Annotated in this window: 22 protein-coding genes and 1 riboswitch; of the genes, 18 read left to right on the top strand and 4 right to left on the bottom strand. The window is 45.2% G+C overall.

All coding sequences use genetic code 11. The features are described 5' to 3' along the window. The first annotated feature begins 45 nt into the window (after positions 1 to 45). The 3 genes from ACTNEW_RS12620 (at position 46) to ACTNEW_RS12610 (ending at position 3,397) form a co-directional block, all read left to right on the top strand. The gene (locus tag ACTNEW_RS12620) at positions 46 to 1,194 is read left to right on the top strand and encodes an ABC transporter substrate-binding protein (RefSeq protein WP_441061565.1); all 1,149 of its coding nucleotides are present in this window, start codon (positions 46 to 48) and stop codon (positions 1,192 to 1,194) included. Positions 1,195 to 1,274: 80 nt separating this feature from the next. Continuing rightward, entirely contained in the window at positions 1,275 to 2,300 is a 1,026-nt protein-coding gene (locus tag ACTNEW_RS12615) for a FecCD family ABC transporter permease (protein WP_441061584.1), read from the top strand. Further along, positions 2,297 to 3,397, top strand: coding sequence for an ABC transporter ATP-binding protein (locus ACTNEW_RS12610; protein ID WP_441061562.1), 1,101 nt, complete (start codon positions 2,297 to 2,299; stop codon positions 3,395 to 3,397). The genes ACTNEW_RS12615 and ACTNEW_RS12610 overlap by 4 nt, the downstream gene beginning before the upstream one ends. Before the next feature lie 221 nt (positions 3,398 to 3,618). On the opposite strand, the gene ACTNEW_RS12605 is transcribed toward ACTNEW_RS12610, so the two are convergent. Then, the gene (locus ACTNEW_RS12605; protein WP_441061560.1) at positions 3,619 to 4,992 is read right to left on the bottom strand and encodes an MATE family efflux transporter; all 1,374 of its coding nucleotides are present in this window, start codon (positions 4,990 to 4,992) and stop codon (positions 3,619 to 3,621) included. Positions 4,993 to 5,115: 123 nt separating this feature from the next. Here ACTNEW_RS12605 and ACTNEW_RS12600 point away from each other — a divergent pair, with 123 nt between their 5' ends. Continuing rightward, positions 5,116 to 6,027, top strand: coding sequence for a LysR family transcriptional regulator (locus ACTNEW_RS12600; RefSeq protein WP_441061557.1), 912 nt, complete (start codon positions 5,116 to 5,118; stop codon positions 6,025 to 6,027). A gap of 1 nt (position 6,028) precedes the next feature. On the opposite strand, the gene ACTNEW_RS12595 is transcribed toward ACTNEW_RS12600, so the two are convergent. The 3 genes from ACTNEW_RS12595 to ACTNEW_RS12585 all read right to left on the bottom strand — a co-directional run bounded on the left by ACTNEW_RS12595 (position 6,029) and on the right by ACTNEW_RS12585 (position 9,242). Then, complete coding sequence (locus ACTNEW_RS12595; RefSeq protein ID WP_441061555.1) at positions 6,029 to 6,325, bottom strand: cysteine-rich small domain-containing protein; 297 nt, start codon at positions 6,323 to 6,325, stop codon at positions 6,029 to 6,031. A gap of 403 nt (positions 6,326 to 6,728) precedes the next feature. Next, a riboswitch (cobalamin riboswitch) is annotated at positions 6,729 to 6,922 on the bottom strand. A gap of 71 nt (positions 6,923 to 6,993) precedes the next feature. Next, the gene (locus tag ACTNEW_RS12590; protein ID WP_441061552.1) at positions 6,994 to 8,382 is read right to left on the bottom strand and encodes an MATE family efflux transporter; all 1,389 of its coding nucleotides are present in this window, start codon (positions 8,380 to 8,382) and stop codon (positions 6,994 to 6,996) included. 71 nt (positions 8,383 to 8,453) lie between these two features. Further along, positions 8,454 to 9,242 (bottom strand): phosphatase, encoded by a 789-nt coding sequence (locus ACTNEW_RS12585; RefSeq protein WP_441061549.1) that lies wholly within the window; start codon positions 9,240 to 9,242, stop codon positions 8,454 to 8,456. 401 nt (positions 9,243 to 9,643) lie between these two features. On the opposite strand from ACTNEW_RS12585, the gene ACTNEW_RS12580 reads away from it, so the two are divergent. The 14 genes from ACTNEW_RS12580 to ACTNEW_RS12515 all read left to right on the top strand — a co-directional run bounded on the left by ACTNEW_RS12580 (position 9,644) and on the right by ACTNEW_RS12515 (position 21,361). Beyond that, entirely contained in the window at positions 9,644 to 12,163 is a 2,520-nt protein-coding gene (locus ACTNEW_RS12580; protein ID WP_441061546.1) for a glycyl radical protein, read from the top strand. Between the two features lie 78 nt (positions 12,164 to 12,241). Beyond that, positions 12,242 to 13,033, top strand: coding sequence for a glycyl-radical enzyme activating protein (locus ACTNEW_RS12575; protein ID WP_441061581.1), 792 nt, complete (start codon positions 12,242 to 12,244; stop codon positions 13,031 to 13,033). A gap of 2 nt (positions 13,034 to 13,035) precedes the next feature. Continuing rightward, positions 13,036 to 13,413: a BMC domain-containing protein gene (locus tag ACTNEW_RS12570; RefSeq protein ID WP_441061543.1), complete on the top strand. Its 378-nt coding sequence runs from the start codon at positions 13,036 to 13,038 to the stop codon at positions 13,411 to 13,413. A 4-nt stretch (positions 13,414 to 13,417) separates the two neighbouring features. Then, on the top strand, positions 13,418 to 13,978 hold the full coding sequence (locus ACTNEW_RS12565) for a EutP/PduV family microcompartment system protein (protein WP_441061541.1): 561 nt from the start codon (positions 13,418 to 13,420) through the stop codon (positions 13,976 to 13,978). A gap of 59 nt (positions 13,979 to 14,037) precedes the next feature. Next, positions 14,038 to 14,901 carry a class II aldolase/adducin family protein gene (locus ACTNEW_RS12560; protein ID WP_441061538.1) on the top strand — a complete coding sequence of 288 codons (864 nt, stop codon included), beginning with the start codon at positions 14,038 to 14,040 and terminating at the stop codon, positions 14,899 to 14,901. Between the two features lie 34 nt (positions 14,902 to 14,935). Continuing rightward, positions 14,936 to 16,324 carry an aldehyde dehydrogenase family protein gene (locus ACTNEW_RS12555; protein WP_441061535.1) on the top strand — a complete coding sequence of 463 codons (1,389 nt, stop codon included), beginning with the start codon at positions 14,936 to 14,938 and terminating at the stop codon, positions 16,322 to 16,324. Between the two features lie 18 nt (positions 16,325 to 16,342). Next, positions 16,343 to 17,560 (top strand): zinc-binding dehydrogenase, encoded by a 1,218-nt coding sequence (locus ACTNEW_RS12550; protein WP_441061532.1) that lies wholly within the window; start codon positions 16,343 to 16,345, stop codon positions 17,558 to 17,560. Between the two features lie 54 nt (positions 17,561 to 17,614). Beyond that, positions 17,615 to 17,929, top strand: a complete 315-nt coding sequence (locus tag ACTNEW_RS12545) for a BMC domain-containing protein (protein ID WP_441061530.1) — start codon at positions 17,615 to 17,617, stop codon at positions 17,927 to 17,929. Positions 17,930 to 18,031: 102 nt separating this feature from the next. After that, the gene (locus tag ACTNEW_RS12540; RefSeq protein ID WP_441061528.1) at positions 18,032 to 18,307 is read left to right on the top strand and encodes a BMC domain-containing protein; all 276 of its coding nucleotides are present in this window, start codon (positions 18,032 to 18,034) and stop codon (positions 18,305 to 18,307) included. 24 nt (positions 18,308 to 18,331) lie between these two features. Continuing rightward, positions 18,332 to 18,646: a BMC domain-containing protein gene (locus ACTNEW_RS12535; RefSeq protein ID WP_441061526.1), complete on the top strand. Its 315-nt coding sequence runs from the start codon at positions 18,332 to 18,334 to the stop codon at positions 18,644 to 18,646. Positions 18,647 to 18,682: 36 nt separating this feature from the next. Continuing rightward, on the top strand, positions 18,683 to 18,961 hold the full coding sequence (locus ACTNEW_RS12530) for a BMC domain-containing protein (protein WP_005427721.1): 279 nt from the start codon (positions 18,683 to 18,685) through the stop codon (positions 18,959 to 18,961). A gap of 82 nt (positions 18,962 to 19,043) precedes the next feature. Further along, the gene (gene pduL / locus ACTNEW_RS12525; RefSeq protein ID WP_441061579.1) at positions 19,044 to 19,655 is read left to right on the top strand and encodes a phosphate propanoyltransferase; all 612 of its coding nucleotides are present in this window, start codon (positions 19,044 to 19,046) and stop codon (positions 19,653 to 19,655) included. 106 nt (positions 19,656 to 19,761) lie between these two features. Then, the gene (locus tag ACTNEW_RS12520) at positions 19,762 to 20,028 is read left to right on the top strand and encodes a EutN/CcmL family microcompartment protein (protein WP_441061523.1); all 267 of its coding nucleotides are present in this window, start codon (positions 19,762 to 19,764) and stop codon (positions 20,026 to 20,028) included. 4 nt (positions 20,029 to 20,032) lie between these two features. Beyond that, positions 20,033 to 21,361, top strand: a complete 1,329-nt coding sequence (locus ACTNEW_RS12515) for a 4Fe-4S dicluster domain-containing protein (RefSeq protein WP_441061520.1) — start codon at positions 20,033 to 20,035, stop codon at positions 21,359 to 21,361. Positions 21,362 to 21,371 lie beyond the last annotated feature (10 nt).

Genomic DNA, 21,371 nt, shown 5'->3' with positions numbered 1-21,371 from the left:
TGTTTCTTAAATAACGATGTACTGGTAATCGGAGATGATAAAAGAATGAACAGGAAATACTTAACGAAGAAAATTCTGGCAGCTGCGACTGTTACAGTAATGATGTTTGGAACAGTACCGTGCCAGTCAGTATGGGCGGAGGAAGCCCCGGAGATTGATGGTCTGACATTTGAGTCAGAGATGCCGCTGGAGTATGCGCAGAAATTTAAAATATACAATTATTCAGATGATTACCGGCTGCTGGATATCAATGATGGAACACAATATCTGGTGGTTCCTGAGGGAAAGGAAGCCCCGGAAAACCTGGACAGTGATATCACTGTTCTTCAGATGCCTCTGGACAGAGTTTATCTGACCGCTACTTCCGTAATGTCTCTGTATGATTCGCTGGATGCGATTGATCAGATCCGCCTTTCCGGAACACAGGCAAACGGCTGGTATATTGATGATGCAGTCAGCGCTATGGAAGCGGGAGATATCCTTTTTGCTGGAAAATACAATGAACCGGATTATGAACTTCTGATCAGTGAAGACTGTGATCTGACCATTGAATCCACGATGATTTTCCATTCCCCGAAAGTCAAAGAGATGATCGAGGATCTGGGAATTCCGGTTCTGGTGGAATATGCCACCTATGAACCGCATCCTCTTGGAAGAGTGGAATGGATCAAGCTTTATGGCGTTTTGACAGGAAAAGAGCAGGAAGCAGAAGAACGTTTTGAAGAACAGAAGGAAATCGTGGATGAAATGGGTAATTACCCAAATACCGGAAAAACAGTGGCTTATTTTTATGTGAGCAGTGACGGAAAAGTAGTTGTCAGGGATTCCAGTGATTATATTGCGCGCATGATTGAAATCGCAGGCGGACAGTATATTTACACGAATCTGATCAATGAGGAAAGCTCTCTTTCTTCTGTGAGTATGACTCTGGAAGAATTTTATAACAATGCAATTGATGCGGATTATCTGGTCTATAATGCCACCATTGACAGTCCGATTTCTTCTATCGATGATCTTCTTGCAAAAAGTGAATTATTTGCAGATTTCAAAGCGGTAAAAGAAGGGAATGTCTGGTGCAATGATAAGAAAATGTATCAGTCTGTTGACCGGATCGGCGATGCGATCAGGGATTTTCATCTGATTCTGACAGATGGAGATGAGAGCCAAATGACTTTTATGAATAAAGTGAATTGATTTTTTTGCAGAGAAAAGATAGGATAGACACGGTTATGGAAAATAAGAATGAGATATCATCCGGGACAACAAGTTTTCATATGGAAAATTTCAAAAGGCGCACGCGGTATTTTATGGTTTTTGCGGTGCTGGCAGCGGCATTTTTTGCCATTATTGTGCTGAATATCAATACAGGAACCGTACATATTTCTGTTCCGGATGTGCTGCGTATCCTTTCCGGAAAAGTCAATAATGAGACAGAATACAATATCATATGGAAGATCAGGCTGCCCCGTATTTTTATGGCGGCAATTCTGGGCGGAGCGCTTTCTCTGTCCGGTTTTCTGCTGCAGACATTCTTTGCCAATCCGATTGCAGGACCTTTTATATTGGGAATTTCTTCGGGAGCAAAGATGGTGGTTGCATTGATGATGATCGTGTTCCTGCAGTATTTCCAGTCGTTTTCTTCGTTTACAATGATCGCGGCTGCATTCCTGGGATCTATGCTGTCCATGGGATTTATTCTTCTTGTCTCCAGGAAGCTGAAGAATATGGCAACACTTCTGGTAGCCGGTACCATGATTGGTTATATCTGTTCTGCGGTGACGGATTTTGTAATTACATTTGCGGATGATTCGGATATTGTTAATCTTCATGGATGGTCCCAGGGCAGCTTTTCCGGTATGAACTGGAGTAATGTCAGGGTTTCTGTTGTGGTTGTTGGAATTTGCTTTGCCATTGTATTTCTGATGTCAAAGCCGATCGGAGCGTATCAGATGGGAGAATCCTACGCACAGAGTGCAGGGGTTAATATTAAAGTGTTCCGGATCAGTCTGATTCTGCTTTCCAGTATTCTCGCGGCATGTGTAACTGCATTTGCGGGACCGATTTCCTTCGTTGGAATTGCAGTTCCTCATCTGGTAAAAATGGGACTCAAAACTTCCAGGCCGATTGTGGTGATCCCGGGGGTTTTTCTCGGCGGAGCGGTGTTCTGTATGCTGTGTGACCTGATCGCACGAATGGCTTTTTCACCGTTGGAACTGAATATCAGTACAGTTACTTCGATATTCGGTGCACCGATTGTGATTATTATGATGCTGAGAAAACAGAAAGGAAAGCAGGTATGACAGACTATTATTTTCGTACAAAAGATCTTGCCGTCGGATATCATAAAAAGGTCCTGATTCATGACATACAGCTTGATATTGAACGGGGAGAAATTGTGACTTTGATCGGTCCGAATGGTTCCGGGAAATCAACGATTCTGAAAAGTATTACCCGTCAGCTGCAGATGATTGGGGGAACGGTCACTATTGACGGAAAAGACCTGAAATCTCTTTCTCATAAAGCACTCTCGCAGCAGATGGCAGTTGTACTGACGGAACGGATTAAGCCGGAGCTGATGACCTGTCAGGAAATAGTGGCAACCGGAAGATATCCATACACTGGCCGTCTGGGGATTCTTTGCCGTGAGGATGAGGATAAGGTGGATGAAGCGATGCGGGCGGTTCATGCACAGGAACTTGGCAGCCGGGATTTTAACGCCATCAGTGACGGACAGAAGCAGAGGATTCTTCTGGCACGTGCCATCTGTCAGGAACCGGACATTATTATTCTGGATGAGCCGACTTCTTTTCTTGATATCCGTCATAAGCTGGAGCTGCTTTCCATTCTGAGAAGTATGGCAAAAGAGAAAAAGATCACAGTGATCATGTCTCTCCATGAGATCGATCTTGCGCAGAAAATCGCAGATAAAATTATCTGTGTAAAAGGGGAAACGATCGCTCACTTTGGACACCCGGAGGAAATCTTTAAAGAGGAAATCATACGTGATCTTTATGAGATCAACAATGGGTATTATGATCCGGTGTTTGGAAGTATTGAATTACCGAAACCGGAAGGAAAAGCGGATGTTTTTCTGATCACAGGCGGTGGAACCGGCATACCGGTATTCCGAAAACTGCAGAAAGAAAACGTACCGTTTGCAGCTGGTATTTTGTATAAGAACGATGTGGATTATCGTGTGGCAAGAGAACTGGCGGAAGAGGTGATTACAGAAAAACCGTTTATCGAAATCAGTGAAAGTACTTATCAGAAGGCGCTGGATGTAATGAAATCATGCAGCAGAGTCATCAATACCGGAGTTCCCATCGGCAGCTGTAACCGGAGATTGGAGCACCTGCTCAGGGAAGCAGAACGGATGGGAAAACTTGAAGTTATGTAAATGAAAAAGAAGCACAGAATTATGATCATTCGTATCGATGCCAGATGCGCTAAGTATCATAATTCTGTGCTTTTTAGGATTTCGGGAGCACAAAGTGTAAAGAAATCCGTGTATTCGATGGGGCAAAATACCTTTTGCCTCCATCCTCATTGTATTAAAGCAATTTTCAAACAGGTTCTAAAGTGATTTCCAAGCAGGTTTTACATTATACGTCTGCTGTTTTATTCTTCTGCAGGGGATGCTGAAGAATTCTGAACCCTGCAAATTTCTGCATTTTTCCATGGACCATTATGGTAGAAGAATACAGAAAGTGCAGTGGCAATGCTCCATCCGATCGGCCATGCACACCAGATTCCTGTGGCCTTAAGTGCTGTTTTTGAAAGGAAAATGGCAAGCACGACACGCAGGATCAGATCGGTGAATGTGGATACCATAAACCGGTTCATGATGCCTGCACCACGCAGAGTACCGTCTGCTACCAACTTGGCTGAAACAACGAAATAGAATGGTGCAAGAATCCGAAGGAATGTGATTCCCGTCTGTACAGCGGTACCTGTGGGTGAATCCATAAACAGGTAAAGAAGCCACCGTCCGCCAAGGAAATAAAGCAGGCAGAGAGGCAGGCTCAGAAGCCATACAAGCTTGATTCCTGCACGAAAGCCTTCTTTGACTCGTCCCGGTTTATCGGCTCCGATGTTCTGGGCAGTATAGTTGGAGATACCATTACCGAGGGTAGTGAAGGAAGTAATCACAAGATTATTGAGCTTTACCGCGGCAGCGTACCCTGCAATGACACTGGCACCGAATCCATTGATGACGCTCTGAATAATAATATTTCCTGCGGAAATAAAGCTTTGCTGCAGAATACTCGGTATGGCAATGGATGCTACCTTTTTGAGAATCGGCAGAGAAAAGAGAGGTACATGTCCGGTGGCTTTAATGGATTTCAGGCGGCGCTGCACTACTGCAACGGCAAGGATACAGCTGATTCCCTGGCACAGGAAAGTTGCCCATGCAACACCTGCCACGCCCATATGAAGGGTGGTGACAAAAAAGATATCCACTGCAATGTTGACTGAGGAGGAAGCCGCGAGGAAAAGAAAAGGTGTGCGTGAATCTCCCAGCGCAGAGAAGATACCTGTGGCAATATTATAGAAGAACATGAAAGGAAGTCCCCACATATATATATCCAGATAAAGCTGTGAATCGCTGAGAATTTCTGCCGGAGTATTGATCAGATTCAGAAGCTGCCGGCATCCGAGAATACCGAAAACCATCAGCAAAAAGCAGAGAACAGCACTGGAGATCATGGAAGTATAGACTGCGGTTTTCATTCCATTGAAGTCTCTGGCTCCGAAAAACTGAGATACGATCACAGAGCATCCGATGTTGCATCCAAAGGCGAATGCAATAAAGATCAGAGTGATCTCATAGCTGTTTCCTACAGCGGCGAGGGCGTTTTCTCCAATGAATTTGCCTGCGACAAGACTGTCGGCAATGTTATAGAGCTGCTGAAAGATAATGCTGCCAAAGAGGGGCAGACAAAATTTCCAAAGTACATTTTCCGGTCTTCCGACCGTAAGATCCTGGTTCATGGTTGGTAAATCTCCTTTTTGTTTTTTCTATCCTGTGGTATTATACTGATTATAAAGTAATATGTAAAAAGTATATTTCATATATCAGCTATATCAAAATAATATGACTGGAGGACATGAGATATGGCGGTGACTTATGATTATTACCGGATCTTCTATTTTGTTGCAAAATATCGCAGCTTTACGCGGGCTGCACATATTCTGATGAATAGTCAGCCTAATATCACAAGGGCGATGAATAATCTGGAGCAGGAACTGGGCTGTACGCTTTTTCTGAGATCCCACAGAGGAGTGACGCTGACTCCGGAAGGGGAAAAGCTGTTTGCCCATGTGCAGATCGCGCAGGAACAGTTTCAGGCTGCAGAAGCAGAGCTTGCCAGTGATAAAGCATTGCAGAAAGGACATGTTTCTCTGGGTGTCAGTGAAATTGCCATGCATTGTCTTCTTCTTCCTGTTCTTCGAAAATTTCACCTGGCTTATCCCGGTGTACATATCCGCATTACGAACTGTTCGGCACCTCAGGCAATCAATGCCGTGAAAAGCGGACAAATGGAATTTGCAGTAGTAACTATGCCGGAAGAAATGGATAAAGCAGTGCACAAACTGCCGCTTGCGGAGGTTCAGGATATTGTTGTGGCAGGAGAGCAGTTTGCCGGATTGCGGGACAGGACGCTTGGTATTGAGGAAATAACGGAGTATCCTTTGATATGCCTGGGAAGAGATACAAAAACGTTTGAATTTTACAGTCATTTGTTTGCAGATTACGGGCTTGTACTGGAACCCGATATTGAGGTGGCTGCGACAGACCAGATTCTGCCGCTGGTAAAAAATGATCTTGGACTGGGATTTTTGCCAGGAGCGCTGGCAGAAGATGCAATCCATAAAGGGGAAGTGTTTGAGATTCACCTGAAGGAAAAGATACCTGCACGGCATATCTGTATGGTGTGGGATCCGGGGCGCCCGATTGGAATCGCTGCCAGGGAATTGGAAAAAATGATTCGTGAGTCGGCTCACCCGGAGAAACAGGGTTCCTGAATTATTCTTCAGATAAGACGCCGGTTTTCTTCATAAGATCGGCAAGTTCCTGGTATTTGCCTGTGACGTAGCCGTAGTTTTCTTTTTTGTGAGGCAGCTGGCAGTTGGTACAGTCTTTGATTCCTTTTTCCGTGATGCGGAAATTCCCGCCGCATTTGGTGCCCAGAGCATAAAGCGGACAGTAACAGAACAGACAGTTAAAATTATCCGGATCAGCACCTGCGTGGCAGGGAAAGTATTCACATTTTTTGTGGCTGAAATAAGAATATTCTTTGTCTTCCCAGTATTTCTTTTTCATGATAAGCTCCTTTTGATGAAATGGAATTTTGAGGATGCAGAAATTGTGTTCAATAAAAGTGAACAGATTCCTTTATAAAAAATAAGATGACAGGATTGCAGGAAAATGCGGAGCACTTTCCTGTAATATAAAAAAATCGACGTCAAATAACGTCGAAAGTGTAGTAGGAGGGACGATCTGCTTCGGGGTAGACAATGCATCATTCAAATATGCGGAGGGAATGAACGCATCCGAAGCAGTATCGCCTGCCATTTAATCATGCCTTCTCAGGCAGCTGCTGATAAGCAGCGTATAATTCATACGAACAGGCGAATTCCATAAAAAAATGCCTGCTTCCTAAAAAGCAGACAACGCCATGTGATTGCGGATATCACAGGTTGGTTGTTACACTTTACACGGAAGTTTAACCTCGCCATATAAAGCAGGTTTCCTGACTTCAGAATCATCGCTCATTCTCCCCTTCTCATACAATTGTACAATGGGATATCGAGAACTTACTCCTCTGTTACAGTGACCGGATCGTTCAGGACTTTCACCTGATTCCCTTTTCTGTCCACCACGCGGATAGTGGCCAGCACTTCATATGTTCTATATGGAATTATACTGGTATTATAATAACACTAATTGCATCAGGTGTCAACTGTGTTTAGCTGATTTTTGCTGCCGGATTATTTTCTTTCCGGCAGCATAGACATCTTATGAAATTCTTTTATCACAAGGACGATTGCGAGAATTCCTGCAGCAGCATCGGAAATAGGACCTGCAAACATGATACCGTCGATTCCCATGAAAATCGGGAAAATGATCATCAGAGGTACCAGAAAAATAATCTGTCTCGTCATGGAAAGAAAAATTCCCTTCGTGGCTTTTCCGATGGAAGTGAAGAAATTGGAAGTTACCGGCTGCAGTCCGTTAAAGAAGGTGCAGAACAGAAAAATCCGGAAAAATTTTACGGCAAACTGGTAATATAATTCATCTCCGTTTCCGAACAGACTGATAATCTGACGTGGGAACAGCTGGAAACAGATAACCCCGAGAATGGCTACGACAGTAGCAGCACCGGCGGCTTTTAAGTAAGTCTCTTTTACGCGGGAATATTTAACGGCACCGTAATTGAAGCTGATGATCGGCTGCGCTCCCTGAGAAAGTCCGATGACGATGGAAAGAAACAGCATGTTGACTTTCATAACGATTCCTACCACTGCCAACGGAATATCGCTGCCGTACTCGGAAAGAGAACCGTAGTGACGCAGTGTATTATTCATAAGAATCTGCACGACCGTAATGGCAAGCTGGTTCAGGCATGCGGCAGAACCAAGGGATATAACGGCTTTCAGACATCTCGGATCAGGGATGAAATCTTTGATCTTTAGTGAAGAGTGCATGTACTTTGGCAGGTATACGAGTACCAGAATTGCAGAAAAAATCTGGCCGATGACGGTTGCCCATGCAGCTCCCTGAATTCCCCATCCGAATACAAAAATAAAAATCGGATCGAGAATGGTGTTGATGACAGCTCCGGAAAGTACCATGATCATGGAATATGTAGGTTTGCCGTCTGCACGGATTAGGTGATTTCCCCCTGTGCCAAGCATGTAGAAAGGAAAACCAAGGGAAGTGATTCCTACATAAGCCAGAGAATATTCCAGTGTCTGGTCAGTGGCACCGCATGCCAGAACGACCGGTTTCAGAAAGAGACGGATGACCAGGCAGAAAAGAATACCGGAGAGAAGCAGTGTCCCGAAAGCCGTACCGGCAATCTTTTTTGCATGCTCTTCCTGACCGCGGCCAAGGGCAAGGTTGAAATTGGCTGCACCACCGATACCAAGAAGCAGGGCAATCGCTACAGTAATCGTGGTCATGGGAAAGGCGACATTGGTAGCTGCATTTCCAAGCATTCCTACTCCCTGACCGATAAAAATCTGGTCAACGATGTTATAGAGTGCGCTGACCAGCATACTGATGATACTTGGAATTGCAAATTTGCGCAGAAGACTTCCGACCGGTGCATAACCGAGCGGATTTTCGGCGTTTAATGAGTTGGCATTTGTCTTCATAGATGAATCCTCCTTATGTGAATCAGCAGGAATCCCGGTCATATATGACCGGGATTCCGTACTTTGAATTTTCATCTTGTCTGCAGAAAAACTTTCAGCTGTGGAAGCTGATTATTGAGAATCAGACTTTCCGGGAACATGGCCTGATGAACAAATTCTTCTGCATAAGTAAAATCTCCGATATGGTCTGAGCCGTGACTGTCACTGGACAATACAACAGGAACCTGATATCTGGCACAGCAGCGCAGAATTTCGTAATTGTTAGCTGTGGTATCTCCACGGTAGCCATAGGGAGCAAGGGAAGCTTCGTTGATCTCAAAAATAACCTGATGTTCTTTGGCACAGACAGCCAGTACTTCATAATCTACCGGATAATGAGGATTGTCACAATGTCCCAGAATTTTTACATGAGGATTTTTCATGACATTCAGATAAGCCCGGGTATTTTCCTCCCGTGTCCCGCTGCGGTAATTCTGTGCATGCATACTTGCAATGGCGTAATCCAGCCTGGAGAGAAGGTTCTCTTCCAGATCCAGTGTTCCCTCTGTGTCCAGAATATTTAATTCAATTCCATACAGCAGTTCTACTCCGAATCGTTTCCTGGGGGAAAACGTAAGACTGCGAAAATAGGAAGGTGTTCCTGCAGCCAGAGTGGCGGGACCGTGGTCTGTGATGCCGAGAAGCTTTATGCCCCGTGCAGCTGCCTGCTTCGCCATTTCGGAAATGGTACAGGTGGTGCCGTGACCACTGGCAATGGAATGTGTATGCAGATCGGAAAGATACATAGTCTCAATCCCTTTCTTAATAAACGGAAATGCCTGTCCACACAGACATCCTGAATGACAGAAGTTGATTATCATGCATTTGTGCTCCTGCTTTTCGGCGAAAAAAGAAACACTATTTTCAGTATGGCAGAGGGGAAATAGATTGTCAAGGAAAAAATACAGGGGAAAAGAGTGAAAAAACAAAGAGAAAAAGAGTGATAAAAATGCAGGGATAAACAGAAACTGAAAATTGTTTCTGAGAACGGAGAGAATGATCACACAGAGCGAAAATAACAGAGGAGCAATGTCTGTAAAAGTTAGGAATAGAAGGAGATTAAAAATGGAAAACAACAAAAAACAAAATCAAAAACCAATAAAAACCACATGAAAATGAACGAAAAGCGTTGGATTTTGTTGACATCAGGTGCTGCCAGGCGTATAATGTTCATTATAAAACATAGCGGTTCTAAGCGTTATGAGAAAGGAGCAATGTGGACATGTTTCATACCACAGATATTCCCAAATCTTCCAGAATCACCAGATTAGTAGACAATCTGTATGCGAAGATGCCGGAGATTGAGTCTGCCAGAGCGAAGCTTATCACCGAATCTTATCAAGCTACGGAAGGCATGCCGATCATTACAAGACGTGCGGAGGCTTTTGCTCATATTCTTCGTCATATTCCCATCATTATCCGTGATGAGGAACTGATCGTAGGAAGCAGCACACTGGCACCGAGAGGCTGTCAGACTTTTCCAGAATATTCCTTCCAGTGGCTGGAGGATGAACTTGACACTGTTGAGACGAGGAACGCGGACCCGTTTTATATCGCAGAAGAAACCAAAAAAGAATTAAGAGAAGTACATAAATACTGGAGGGGAAAGACCACCAGTGAACTTGCGACTTCCTATATGGCACCGGAGGCGATCAGGGCCATTGACCATAATATTTTTACACCGGGCAATTATTTTTATAATGGTGTGGGACATGTGACGGTCAAATATGAAGAGGTGCTTGCCATCGGATATGAAGGAATCATCGCCAAAGCCCGTGCGGAACTGGACAAATGCCAGGTGGGTGACGGTGATTATGCAAGAAAATCTCATTTTCTGAACGCAGTAATCTTAAGCTGCCAGGCAGTGATTGAATATGCACAGCGATATGCAATGCTTGCCGATGAAATGGCTTCCCAGTGCAGTGATCCTGTCAGAAAACAGGAACTTTATGTGATTGCAGAAAACTGCCGCAGAGTGCCTGCGAAGGGGGCTTCCAGCTTTTATGAAGCATGCCAGTCTTTCTGGTTTGTGCAGCAGCTTCTTCAGGTGGAGAGCAGCGGCCATTCCATTTCTCCGGGACGATTTGACCAGTATATGTATCCTTATTACAAGAAGGATATGGAGAACGGCAATCTTTCCAGGGAATTTGCACAGGAACTTCTGGATTGTATCTGGGTGAAACTGAATGACCTGAATAAGGTGCGTGATGCGGCTTCCGCAGAAGGTTTTGCGGGGTACAGTCTGTTTCAGAATCTGATTGTGGGCGGACAGAATAAAGATGGAGAAGATGTCACCAATGATCTGTCGATTATGTGCATTCAGGCATCCATGCATGTGCATTTGCCAATGCCGTCTTTGTCTGTGCGTGTATGGAACGGATCTCCTCATGAATTTCTGATTAAGGCAGCAGAACTTACCAGAACCGGAATCGGACTGCCTGCTTATTATAATGATGAAGTGATCATTCCGGCTCTTCAGAATCGTGGAGCAACTCTGGAAGAAGCCAGAGGTTATAATATTATTGGCTGTGTGGAACCTCAGGTTCCCGGTAAGACCGATGGCTGGCATGATGCGGCATTCTTTAATATGTGCCGTCCGCTGGAACTGGTGTTTGCCAATGGGGAGGACCGGGGAGAGATGGTTGGACTTCCGACAGGGGATGTGACGAAGATGACTACCTTCCATGAGTTTTATGATGCCTACAAAAAACAGATGGAATACTGTATCTCGCTGATGGTAAATGCAGACAATGCCATTGATGTGGCACATGCGGAACGGTGTCCGCTTCCATTCCTGTCCAGTATGGTGGATGATTGCATCGGACGGGGGATTTCTGTTCAGGAAGGCGGTGCAGTTTATAATTTTACCGGCCCGCAGGGCTTTGGCGTGGCGAATATGGCAGATTCTCTGTATGCGATCCGCAAACTGGTCTATGAAGAGAAAAAGGTTTCCATGGAAGAGTATAAAGAAGCTCTGATCTGGAACTTTGGAAAAGGATTTGATCAGCAGACGATTACGGAAATGACAACTGACCTGCTGAAAAAAATGCAGGCAGAGGGTAAGCCGGTTGATGAAAAGACGGTTTCTTCTATATTAAATGCAGTCATGAATATGAAACCGACACCAGAGAAAAAAGCCAGATATGAAGAAATCCATAATTTGATCGATGAAGTCCCGAAATTTGGCAATGACATTCCGGATGTGGATTATTTTGCAAGGGATGTGGCATATACCTATTCCCGCCCGATGGAGAAATATAAAAACCCACGCGGCGGACAGTTCCAGGCAGGTTTGTATCCGGTATCCGCGAATGTACCGCTTGGAGGACAGACAGGTGCGACTCCTGACGGACGTTACGCTCATACACCTGTGGCCGACGGTGTTTCGCCATCGGCAGGTAACGATGTGAATGGACCTACCGCTGCGGCAACCTCTGTGTCCCGGTTGGATCACTTTATCTGTTCTAACGGTACTCTCTTTAATCAGAAATTCCACCCGTCTGCGTTGTCCGGCAGAGAAGGACTGGAGAAATTTGTTGCATTGATCCGTTCCTATTTTGATCAGAAGGGAATGCATATGCAGTTTAATGTTGTCAGCCGTGAAACACTTTTGGATGCACAGGAGCATCCGGAGAATTATAAACATCTGGTAGTGCGTGTGGCGGGTTACAGTGCATTGTTTACCACCTTGTCCCGTTCGCTGCAGGATGATATTATCCGGCGTACAGAACAGGGATTTTGATGTGTTCTGCCGTCATTGACAAGGAACTGAGCGGAAATGTCTGCTTACGCAGAATACCGTGTTCCGGAAAGGAAAAAGATGGATTATCTGGATACAAAAGGCAGGATTTTTGACGTTCAGCGTTATTCCATTCATGATGGACCGGGAATTCGTACAATTGTATTTCTGAAGGGGTGTGTGCTTCGATGCCGCTGGTGCTGTAATCCTGAATCTCAGGAATTTCGTATACAGACGATGAAAGTGCAGGGGAAAGACAAGATCATCGGACGGGATGTGACAGTCCGGGAAATGATCGAACTTGTGGAAAAAGACCGCCCGTACTATTATCGTTCAGGCGGGGGTCTGACTCTCTCGGGAGGAGAGTGTCTGTGCCAGCCGGAATTTTCCAGAGATCTTCTGCGTGCGGCGAAAGAACGGGGAATCCATACGGCGATCGAGAGCATGGCATGTGCGCCTTATGAGCATATTGAGATGCTTTTGCCGTATCTGGATATGTATCTGATGGACATCAAACATACGAATCCTGCAAAACATAAAGAGTTTACAGGGAGATCCAATGAACGGATGATGGAAAATGCAAGAAAGACGGCATTATCCGGCAAAACAGATCTTATTATCCGTGTGCCTGTGATTCCAACTTTCAATGATACCGTGGAAGAAATACAGGGAATTGCAGGATTTGCATCCACTCTTCCCGGAGTAAAAAAGATTCATCTTCTGCCGTATCACAGACTGGGGCAGGATAAATATGATGGTCTGGGAAGGGAATATTTCCTGGACGGGATTCTTCCGCCGTCAAACGAAAAAATGGAAACGCTTAAAAAGGCAGTTCATGCAGTCTGCGGCCTGGACTGTCAGATAGGAGGATGAATATGGCATATCTTGATCATCTGCCGCCGGATGAGAAACAGCGCATTGTTCAGGAACTTGTCCCTGGCAAACAGATTTCGCTGGCGCATATTATAGCCAATCCGGATCAGATCTTATATACGAAACTTGGACTGGATCCTGCTGTGGAATATTCCAGATCTGCAATTGGGATTATGACAGTCAGTCCGTCGGAAACAGCAATTATCATGGGGGATATTGCAATCAAATCTTCCGGTGTGGAACTGGGGTTTGTTGACCGCTTCAGCGGCAGCCTGATTATTACGGGAACAGTATCTGAAGTAGAAGCTGCGGTGAGTGCAATCCTTGCTTATGTAAGTGAAAAACTGGGATTCACCATTTGCCCGATTACAAGGACATGATAAAATGAAGAAAATTGCACTGATGGGCCGGAGCGAAGCTGGCAAAACAACTCTGACCCAGGCCCTGAAAGGCGAAAAAATCCATTATCATAAAACACAATATGTCAACAATTTTGATGTGATCATTGATACGCCGGGCGAATATGCCCAGACCAAAAATCTGGGACATGCCCTGGCACTTTATTCCTATGAAGCGGATGTTGTCGGGCTGATCTGTTCTGCCACTGAGCCGTACTGCCTGTTTCCGCCCTGCTGTACCAGTATGGCGAACCGCGAAGTGATCGGAATCGTAACGAAGATCAATCATCCTGAGGCAAGGGTGGAACGTGCGGCTTCCTGGCTGCGTCTTGCCGGGTGCAAAAAAATCTTTTATGTGGATTCCAAAATCCAGCAGGGAATTCCGGAGCTTCTGGAATATCTGCGTGAAGACGGCGATATTCTTCCCTGGGAACAAAAACCACAGAAAACCAAAAAAACATCTGTTGTAAAACCCAACAAAAAACAACAACAGAAACCAAACAAAAACAACACGAAACAACAAGGCGCTCTTGACAAATCGTGCTGAAAGGAGTAAAATCTCCATAGAAACAAAAAGAAACCACTAAGCTTAAGGAGGAAGAAAGCATGGTAAACGAATTTGAAATTAAGAAACAGATTTGCGACATCGGAAGGAGAATTTACAACCGTAACATGGTGGCTGCAAATGACGGTAACATTTCCGTTAAACTGAACGACAATGAATTCCTTTGCACCCCGACTGGCGTATCCAAAGGATTCATGACACCTGAGTACATCTGCAAAGTTGACAGAGAAGGTAATGTTATTCAGGCTAACCCGGGATTCAAACCGTCTTCTGAAATCAAAATGCATATGAGAGTATATGACAAGAGACCGGATGTCGGATCTGTTGTACACGCTCATCCGATTTATGCTACATCTTTCGCAATTGCAGGTATCCCGCTGACACAGCCGATCATGCCGGAAGCAGTTATCTCTCTTGGATGCGTTCCGATTGCTGAGTATGGTACACCTTCTACAATGGAAATTCCGGACAACCTGGAAAAATATCTTCCATACTTTGATGCAGTTCTTCTTGAGAACCACGGAGCTCTTACCTGGAGCACAGACCTGAATGCTGCATACATGAAGATGGAATCTGTAGAGTTCTATGCACAGCTTCTGTACCAGACCAAACTTCTGGGCGGCCCGAAGGAATTTGATGAGAAAAATATTGAAAAACTGTATGCAATCCGTCGTAAATTCGGTATGCCTGGCAAACATCCGGCAAGCATCTGCCTGAACAAAGACGGCAAAAACTGCCATAACTGCGGCGGCGCATGTCATACAGAAGAATATAAGAACTTCCCGGGATATCAGTATGATTTCGTTGGCGGTGACTGCGATAAAAAAGCAGAAGCTTCCACTGCAGATGCTGAATTAGTAGCAAATATCACCAAACAGGTAATGGCTCAGCTGGGACTGAAATAAGAGAATTACCGTATAATAGAAGGAGGACAATCTCATGCCAATTAGTGAAAGCATGGTACAGGAAATTGTACAGGAAGTAATGGCAAAAATGCAGATTGCTGACGCTCCGGCCGGGAAACATGGCGTTTTTAAAGATATGAACGATGCGATCGAAGCTGCGAAAAAATCAGAACAGATCGTAAAAAGAATGTCCATGGACCAGAGAGAAAAAATTATTACCTGCATCCGCAAGAAAATCAAAGAAAATGCAGAAATCTTTGCCCGTATGGGTGTTGAGGAAACAGGAATGGGTAATGTTGGAGATAAGATTCTCAAGCATCACCTGGTAGCTGATAAGACTCCTGGAACCGAAGATATCACAACAACTGCATGGTCTGGAGACAGAGGACTGACTCTGATCGAAATGGGACCGTTCGGTGTGATCGGAGCAATCACTCCGTGTACTAATCCGAGTGAGACCGTTCTGTGCAATACCATTGGTATGCTGGCAGGCGGAAATACTGTTGTATTTAATCCGCATCCTGCAGCAATCAAAACATCGATTTATGCAATCAATCTGGTAAATGAAGCTTCTCTGGAATCAGGAGGCCCGGATAACATTGCTGTAACTGTTGAGAAACCGACACTGGAAACCAGTGACATTATGATGAAACATAAAGATATCCCGCTGATCGCAGCAACCGGCGGCCCTGGCGTTGTAACGGCAGTGCTTTCTTCCGGCAAGCGCGGTATCGGCGCAGGCGCAGGTAATCCTCCTGCACTGGTAGATGAGACAGCTGATGTTCGCAAAGCTGCACAGGATATCGTAAATGGATGTACCTTTGACAACAATCTTCCGTGTATCGCAGAGAAAGAAATCGTTGCAGTTTCTTCCATTATGGATGAACTGATGCACTATCTGGTTACAGAAAATGACTGCTACCTGGCTTCCAAGGAAGAGCAGGATAAGCTGACATCTGTTGTACTGGCAGGCGGTAAACTGAACCGCAAATGTGTAGGACGTGACGCAAGAACACTTCTTTCCATGATCGGAGTTGATGTACCGGCAAATATCCGCTGCATCGTATTCGAAGGACCGAAGGAACATCCGCTGATCGCAGAAGAACTTATGATGCCGATTCTCGGTGTTGTAAGAGCCAAGGATTTTGATGATGCAGTAGAACAGGCTGTATGGCTGGAACACGGCAACCGTCATTCTGCACACATCCATTCCAAAAATATTGACAACATTACCAAATATGCGAAAGCAATCGACACCGCAATCCTTGTTAAGAATGCTCCTTCTTATGCAGCTCTTGGATTCGGAGGAGAAGGCTACTGTACATTTACCATCGCAAGCCGTACAGGTGAGGGACTTACAAGTGCAAGCACCTTTACCAAGAGAAGACGCTGCGTAATGTCTGACAGCCTTTGCATTCGTTAATAGGAGGAGAAGAACATCATGGATATGAATAATATTAATATTGAAGAAATCGTAAAACAGGTTCTCTCCGGCATGACAGGAAATGCACCTGCAGCAGCTCCGGCTCCGGCAGCAGGCGGTGCGATCCCGAAAACCGCAAGAGTAGCAGTTCTGACAGAGAAAGAGCATTTTGAATTAAAAGAATACCCAATTCCTCCGCTCGGAGATAATGACCTTCTTGTCAAAGTAGAAGGCTGCGGCGTATGCGGTACAGATGCTCATGAATTTAAGAGAGATCCATTTGGTCTTATTCCGGTAGCTCTGGGACATGAAGGAACCGGCGAGATCGTTGCAATGGGCAAAAATGTAAAAGTTGATACAGCAGGCAAACCTGTAAAGGTTGGTGATAAGGTTGTTACATGTATGATCTTTAAGGATGATCCTGAAATCACCATGTTCGATCTGAATAAGAAAAATGTAGGCGGAGCTGATGTATACGGACTTCTTCCGGATGATGACATTCATCTGAACGGATGGTTTTCCGATTACATCTTCATCAGAGGCGGAGAATTTGGATCCACATTCTTTAATGTAAGTGATCTGGATCTGGATTCCAGAATCCTGATCGAGCCGTGCGCAGTTCTCATTCATGCAGTTGAGAGAGCAAAAACCACCGGAATCCTTCGTTTCAACAGCAGAGTTGTTGTACAGGGATGCGGACCGATCGGTCTGATCTGTATTGCAATCCTTCGCACTATGGGTGTACAGAATATCTGTGCAGTAGACGGTGAGCAGAAACGTCTTGACTTCGCTAAGAGAATGGGCGCTGATATGACTGTAAACTTCAAAGATCACAAGGGAATTGAAGCTCTTGCAGGTGCAGTAAAAGACGCATTCGGAGGACATCTTGCAGATTTTGCATTCCAGTGTACAGGATCACCGATCGCTCATGCAAATATCTACAAATTCATCCGCAACGGCGGCGGTCTCTGTGAACTTGGATTCTTTATCAACGGCGGAGATGCTACGATTAACCCGCACTTTGATATCTGCTCTAAAGAGATTACAATTGTAGGCTCCTGGGTATATACCTTAAGAGACTATGTAACAACCTTCGATTTCTTAAAGAGAGCAAAAGGCATCGGACTTCCAGTAGCAGAGCTGATCACAGACAAGTTCCCGTTAGAGGAGATCAACGAAGCTCTTAAGACAAATCTTGCAATGACAGGACTTAAGATCGCAGTAGTAAACAAATAGAAACTGTAGAGTGATGGTTACAATAAGTAATCCCGACAGTGAAGGAGAAGCAAGATGGCAGAAGCTGTAGGAATTTTAGAGGTGTTCGGGCTGACAACAGCTTTCGTAGCAGCCGACGCCGGATGCAAGGCAGCAAATGTCCGCCTGGAGGTGTTTGACAAGAACAAGCCGGCCAATGCAGACAGCCTGCCCGTACCGCTTCTGGTCTGCATTAAATTCCGTGGAAGTGTAACGGATGTAACGGCAGCAGTGGATGCCGGAATTGAAGTTGCGAACCGGATGACTGGTGTGGTACAGCATTATGTAATCCCGAACCCGGAAGAGGGTACGAGAAAGATGCTGAAGATCAGCGCCCTGGATAAGGATTAGCGATCCGGCATTATAGAAATCAGTTATTAATTCTGTAACCGTTTTGAGATGACAGCGGTTACGCCCCTTACATAAACAAGTGTTATTCAGGAGGAATGAATCATGGCACAGGAAGCATTAGGAATGGTAGAAACCAGAGGACTTACCGCTGCAATCGAAGCAGCAGATGCAATGACAAAAGCTGCAGAAGTTACTTTAGTTGGAACAGAGAAAATCGGTTCCGGTCTTGTAACTGTTATGGTTCGCGGTGATGTAGGAGCTGTAAAGGCAGCTGTTGAGAGCGGAAGCGCAGCAGCATCCAGACTTGGTGAATTAGTGGCAACACATGTAATCCCAAGACCTCATACAGACGTAGAAAAGATTCTCCCTACCATCTAACTTAAGATTTAAAGGAGTTCGCTCATGAGTAAATCATATGGTTTTATCGAGATCACAGGTGTGGTAGCGGCACTGGATGCCCTTGACATCATGTGTAAAACTGCAGACGTTGAGCTGGCGTCATGGGAACGTAAGCTGGGCGGACGACTGGTGACCATTATAGTGGAAGGTGATGTGGCAGCTGTAACGGAAGCTGTGGAAGCGGCTGTTGCGCATGCCATCAAGAAACCGGCGAGTTATGCAGTGATTGCACGGCCCCATGAGGAAATCGTAAAACTTGTGGAATTAAGTGCAAGCAGGTGGAAAAAGGTTAACAACGACGAAGAAGAAAGTAAATAAATTTGAAAGGTTCAACACCTATTAAGGAGGAAAATTATGACACAGGAAGCATTAGGAATGGTAGAAACCAGAGGACTTACAGCAGCTATCGAAGCAGCAGACCAGATGTGCAAAGCTGCTAACGTTGCTTTAGTTGGAACAGAAAAAATCGGTTCCGGTCTTGTAACTGTTATGGTTCGTGGTGATGTAGGAGCTGTTAAATCTGCAGTAGAAAGCGGAAGCGCAGCTGCATCCAGACTTGGCGAATTAGTAGCTACACATGTAATCCCAAGACCACACACTGACGTTGAGAAAATTCTTCCGGTTTTGAAATAATCAGAAATTTCAGTGAAATACATAACCAGGAAAGAAAGCAGGTGTATTCTTGGAAGCGAATAATATCGAGTTAATTACCAAAATGGTTATTGACGCCATTAATAAAGGCGAAAGAAAAACCAACGGATTTATGGTTCCGATCGGAGTTTCCGCGAGACACATTCACCTGACCCAGGAGCATGTGGAAGCATTATTTGGACCGGGATATCAGCTCACAAAGAAAAAAGAGCTGATGGGCGGACAGTTTGCATCCAATGAAACGGTTACGATCGTTGGCCTGAAGCTTCGTGCAATCGAAAATGTACGAATTCTCGGACCGGTTCGTAAAGCATCTCAGGTAGAAGTATCTGCGACAGATGCTATCAAACTGGGAATGAAAGTTCCGGTGCGTGAATCCGGTGATGTAAAGGGCAGTGCTCCAATTGCCATCGTAGGACCAAAAGGTGCTATTTACCTGCAGGAAGGCTGTATTGTGGCAATGCGTCACATTCACATGTCTCCGAAGGATGCGCAGGCAGCCGGTGTCAAAGACGGTGATATCGTATCTGTAAAAGCTGATAATGAGCGTGGTACGATTTTCAATCAGGTGAAAATCCGCGTTCATGACAGTTTTACACTGGAAATGCATATTGATACTGACGAAGCAAATGCAGCACAGATTGCCACTGGCAATACAGTAACCATTATAAAATAACATTCCTCCATGACAGAGCCGGTGGCAGTAATGTCACCGGCATTAGGAGGATTTAGGGGATTGTTCTGGAAAGAACAGTTTCGGAGATAAAAACGCGGAGGCTCATATGATTGTAGGCAAAGTAGTCGGAAGCGTAGTATCTACGCGCAAAAGTGAAAAGTTAATCGGACAGAAATTTATGATTGTTGAGCCAGTGAATCATATGAAAGCTGACCTCAATCGGATTGTTGCAATCGACATGATCGGTGCAGGAATCGGAGAATATGTATTGGTGGCACAGGGAAGCGCAGCACGAATTGGCTGCGGCGTAGAAACAGCACCGGTTGATGCCGCGATTGTCGGTATCATTGATGATGGTGCAGGATTGGAGTAACGCCATGGAAATCAAAGAATTACAGAAAATTATGCAGGAGAATGGTGTAGTAGGTGCCGGTGGCGCTGGTTTCCCGACATATGCAAAACTTACGGACAAAGCCGACACGATTCTCATGAACTGTGCAGAGTGCGAACCTTTACTGAAGTTGCACAGGCAGCTCCTCGAAAAGCATGCCTATGAGATTATGAAGACATTTAACCTGATAGCGGAAACCGTCGGTGCGTCGGAAGCTATCATTGGAATCAAAAAATCTTATGTACAGACAGTAAAAGCGTTAGAGCAGCATATTGAAGAATTTCCGAACATGCGGATCCATCTTCTGGAAGAAGTATATCCCATGGGAGATGAGGTTGTCCTGATCTATGAGGCAACCGGAAGAGTAGTAAGACCAGGCGGACTTCCTATTGAGCAGGGAGTTGCCGTATTTAATGTAGAGACTATTTATAATGTTTACCGTGCTGTTGAAAAACAGAGGCCGGTAACTGATAAATATGTATCCGTTGTTGCTGAAGTCAGCGATCCGGTCACAGTCAGAGTTCCGCTTGGCTGTACACTGGATGAAGTCGTTGCCCAGGCCGGCTCGGTTACGATCAAGGATCCGGTTTACTTTGTAGGCGGACCGATGATGGGACGAATTGGAAACGGTTCTGAACCGGTAACCAAAACAACGAATGCGATCCTGGTCCTTCCAAAGGATCATCCTATTGTAATGAAGAAGTTGAGAACTTCTGCTATAGATCTGAAACGCGCAGCATCCATTTGCTGCCAGTGTAATACCTGCACGGATCTTTGTCCGAGAAATAATCTTGGACATCCGATCGATCCGGCCCGTTTCATGAGAGCAGCATCCAATGGTGATTTCAGAGATCTGAATCCTTATCTGGATGCAAGTTTCTGCAGTTCCTGCGGTGTCTGCGAGATGTATTCCTGTCCGCAGAGCCTGGCACCGAGAACACTCCTTGCTGATATGAAGGGTGGACTCCGAAAAGCAGGTGTCAGACCTCCTCAGGGTGTTCAGCCAAAAGCTGTACAGCCTTCCAGAGAGTACCGTAAAGTTCCGGAAGAACGATTAATGGCACGTTTGGCTCTGACCAAATATGACAAGGATGCACCAATGGATGAAACTCTTGTGGGAGTTCCGAAGGTAAAAGTCCTTTTAAGCCAGCATATCGGTGCGCCGGCACAGGCAATTGTAAGCGTAGGCGATGAAGTAACCAGAGGACAGATGATTGCACAGCCGGCAGGCGGATTAAGTGTTGGTATTCACGCAAGCATCTGCGGAAAGGTAACAGAAGTTACTGACCGCCATATTGTAATTGCAGCAAAGTAGAAAGGACGTG

It is taken from the genome of Blautia sp. HCP3S3_G3 (genome assembly GCF_052063365.1).
In the GTDB taxonomy this organism is placed as follows: domain Bacteria; phylum Bacillota; class Clostridia; order Lachnospirales; family Lachnospiraceae; genus Blautia_A.
This window is presented reverse-complemented; position numbering and strand designations above follow the sequence as displayed.

Coding starts and splice junctions, on each gene's coding strand:
- ACTNEW_RS12620 (WP_441061565.1), top strand. CDS start 46: ATGAACAGGAAATACTTAACGAAGAAAATTCTGGCAGCTGCGACTGTT.
- ACTNEW_RS12615 (WP_441061584.1), top strand. CDS start 1,275: ATGGAAAATTTCAAAAGGCGCACGCGGTATTTTATGGTTTTTGCGGTG.
- ACTNEW_RS12610 (WP_441061562.1), top strand. CDS start 2,297: ATGACAGACTATTATTTTCGTACAAAAGATCTTGCCGTCGGATATCAT.
- ACTNEW_RS12605 (WP_441061560.1), bottom strand. CDS start 4,992: ATGAACCAGGATCTTACGGTCGGAAGACCGGAAAATGTACTTTGGAAA.
- ACTNEW_RS12600 (WP_441061557.1), top strand. CDS start 5,116: ATGGCGGTGACTTATGATTATTACCGGATCTTCTATTTTGTTGCAAAA.
- ACTNEW_RS12595 (WP_441061555.1), bottom strand. CDS start 6,325: ATGAAAAAGAAATACTGGGAAGACAAAGAATATTCTTATTTCAGCCAC.
- ACTNEW_RS12590 (WP_441061552.1), bottom strand. CDS start 8,382: ATGAAGACAAATGCCAACTCATTAAACGCCGAAAATCCGCTCGGTTAT.
- ACTNEW_RS12585 (WP_441061549.1), bottom strand. CDS start 9,242: ATGATAATCAACTTCTGTCATTCAGGATGTCTGTGTGGACAGGCATTT.
- ACTNEW_RS12580 (WP_441061546.1), top strand. CDS start 9,644: ATGTTTCATACCACAGATATTCCCAAATCTTCCAGAATCACCAGATTA.
- ACTNEW_RS12575 (WP_441061581.1), top strand. CDS start 12,242: ATGGATTATCTGGATACAAAAGGCAGGATTTTTGACGTTCAGCGTTAT.
- ACTNEW_RS12570 (WP_441061543.1), top strand. CDS start 13,036: ATGGCATATCTTGATCATCTGCCGCCGGATGAGAAACAGCGCATTGTT.
- ACTNEW_RS12565 (WP_441061541.1), top strand. CDS start 13,418: ATGAAGAAAATTGCACTGATGGGCCGGAGCGAAGCTGGCAAAACAACT.
- ACTNEW_RS12560 (WP_441061538.1), top strand. CDS start 14,038: ATGGTAAACGAATTTGAAATTAAGAAACAGATTTGCGACATCGGAAGG.
- ACTNEW_RS12555 (WP_441061535.1), top strand. CDS start 14,936: ATGCCAATTAGTGAAAGCATGGTACAGGAAATTGTACAGGAAGTAATG.
- ACTNEW_RS12550 (WP_441061532.1), top strand. CDS start 16,343: ATGGATATGAATAATATTAATATTGAAGAAATCGTAAAACAGGTTCTC.
- ACTNEW_RS12545 (WP_441061530.1), top strand. CDS start 17,615: ATGGCAGAAGCTGTAGGAATTTTAGAGGTGTTCGGGCTGACAACAGCT.
- ACTNEW_RS12540 (WP_441061528.1), top strand. CDS start 18,032: ATGGCACAGGAAGCATTAGGAATGGTAGAAACCAGAGGACTTACCGCT.
- ACTNEW_RS12535 (WP_441061526.1), top strand. CDS start 18,332: ATGAGTAAATCATATGGTTTTATCGAGATCACAGGTGTGGTAGCGGCA.
- ACTNEW_RS12530 (WP_005427721.1), top strand. CDS start 18,683: ATGACACAGGAAGCATTAGGAATGGTAGAAACCAGAGGACTTACAGCA.
- pduL (WP_441061579.1), top strand. CDS start 19,044: ATGGTTATTGACGCCATTAATAAAGGCGAAAGAAAAACCAACGGATTT.
- ACTNEW_RS12520 (WP_441061523.1), top strand. CDS start 19,762: ATGATTGTAGGCAAAGTAGTCGGAAGCGTAGTATCTACGCGCAAAAGT.
- ACTNEW_RS12515 (WP_441061520.1), top strand. CDS start 20,033: ATGGAAATCAAAGAATTACAGAAAATTATGCAGGAGAATGGTGTAGTA.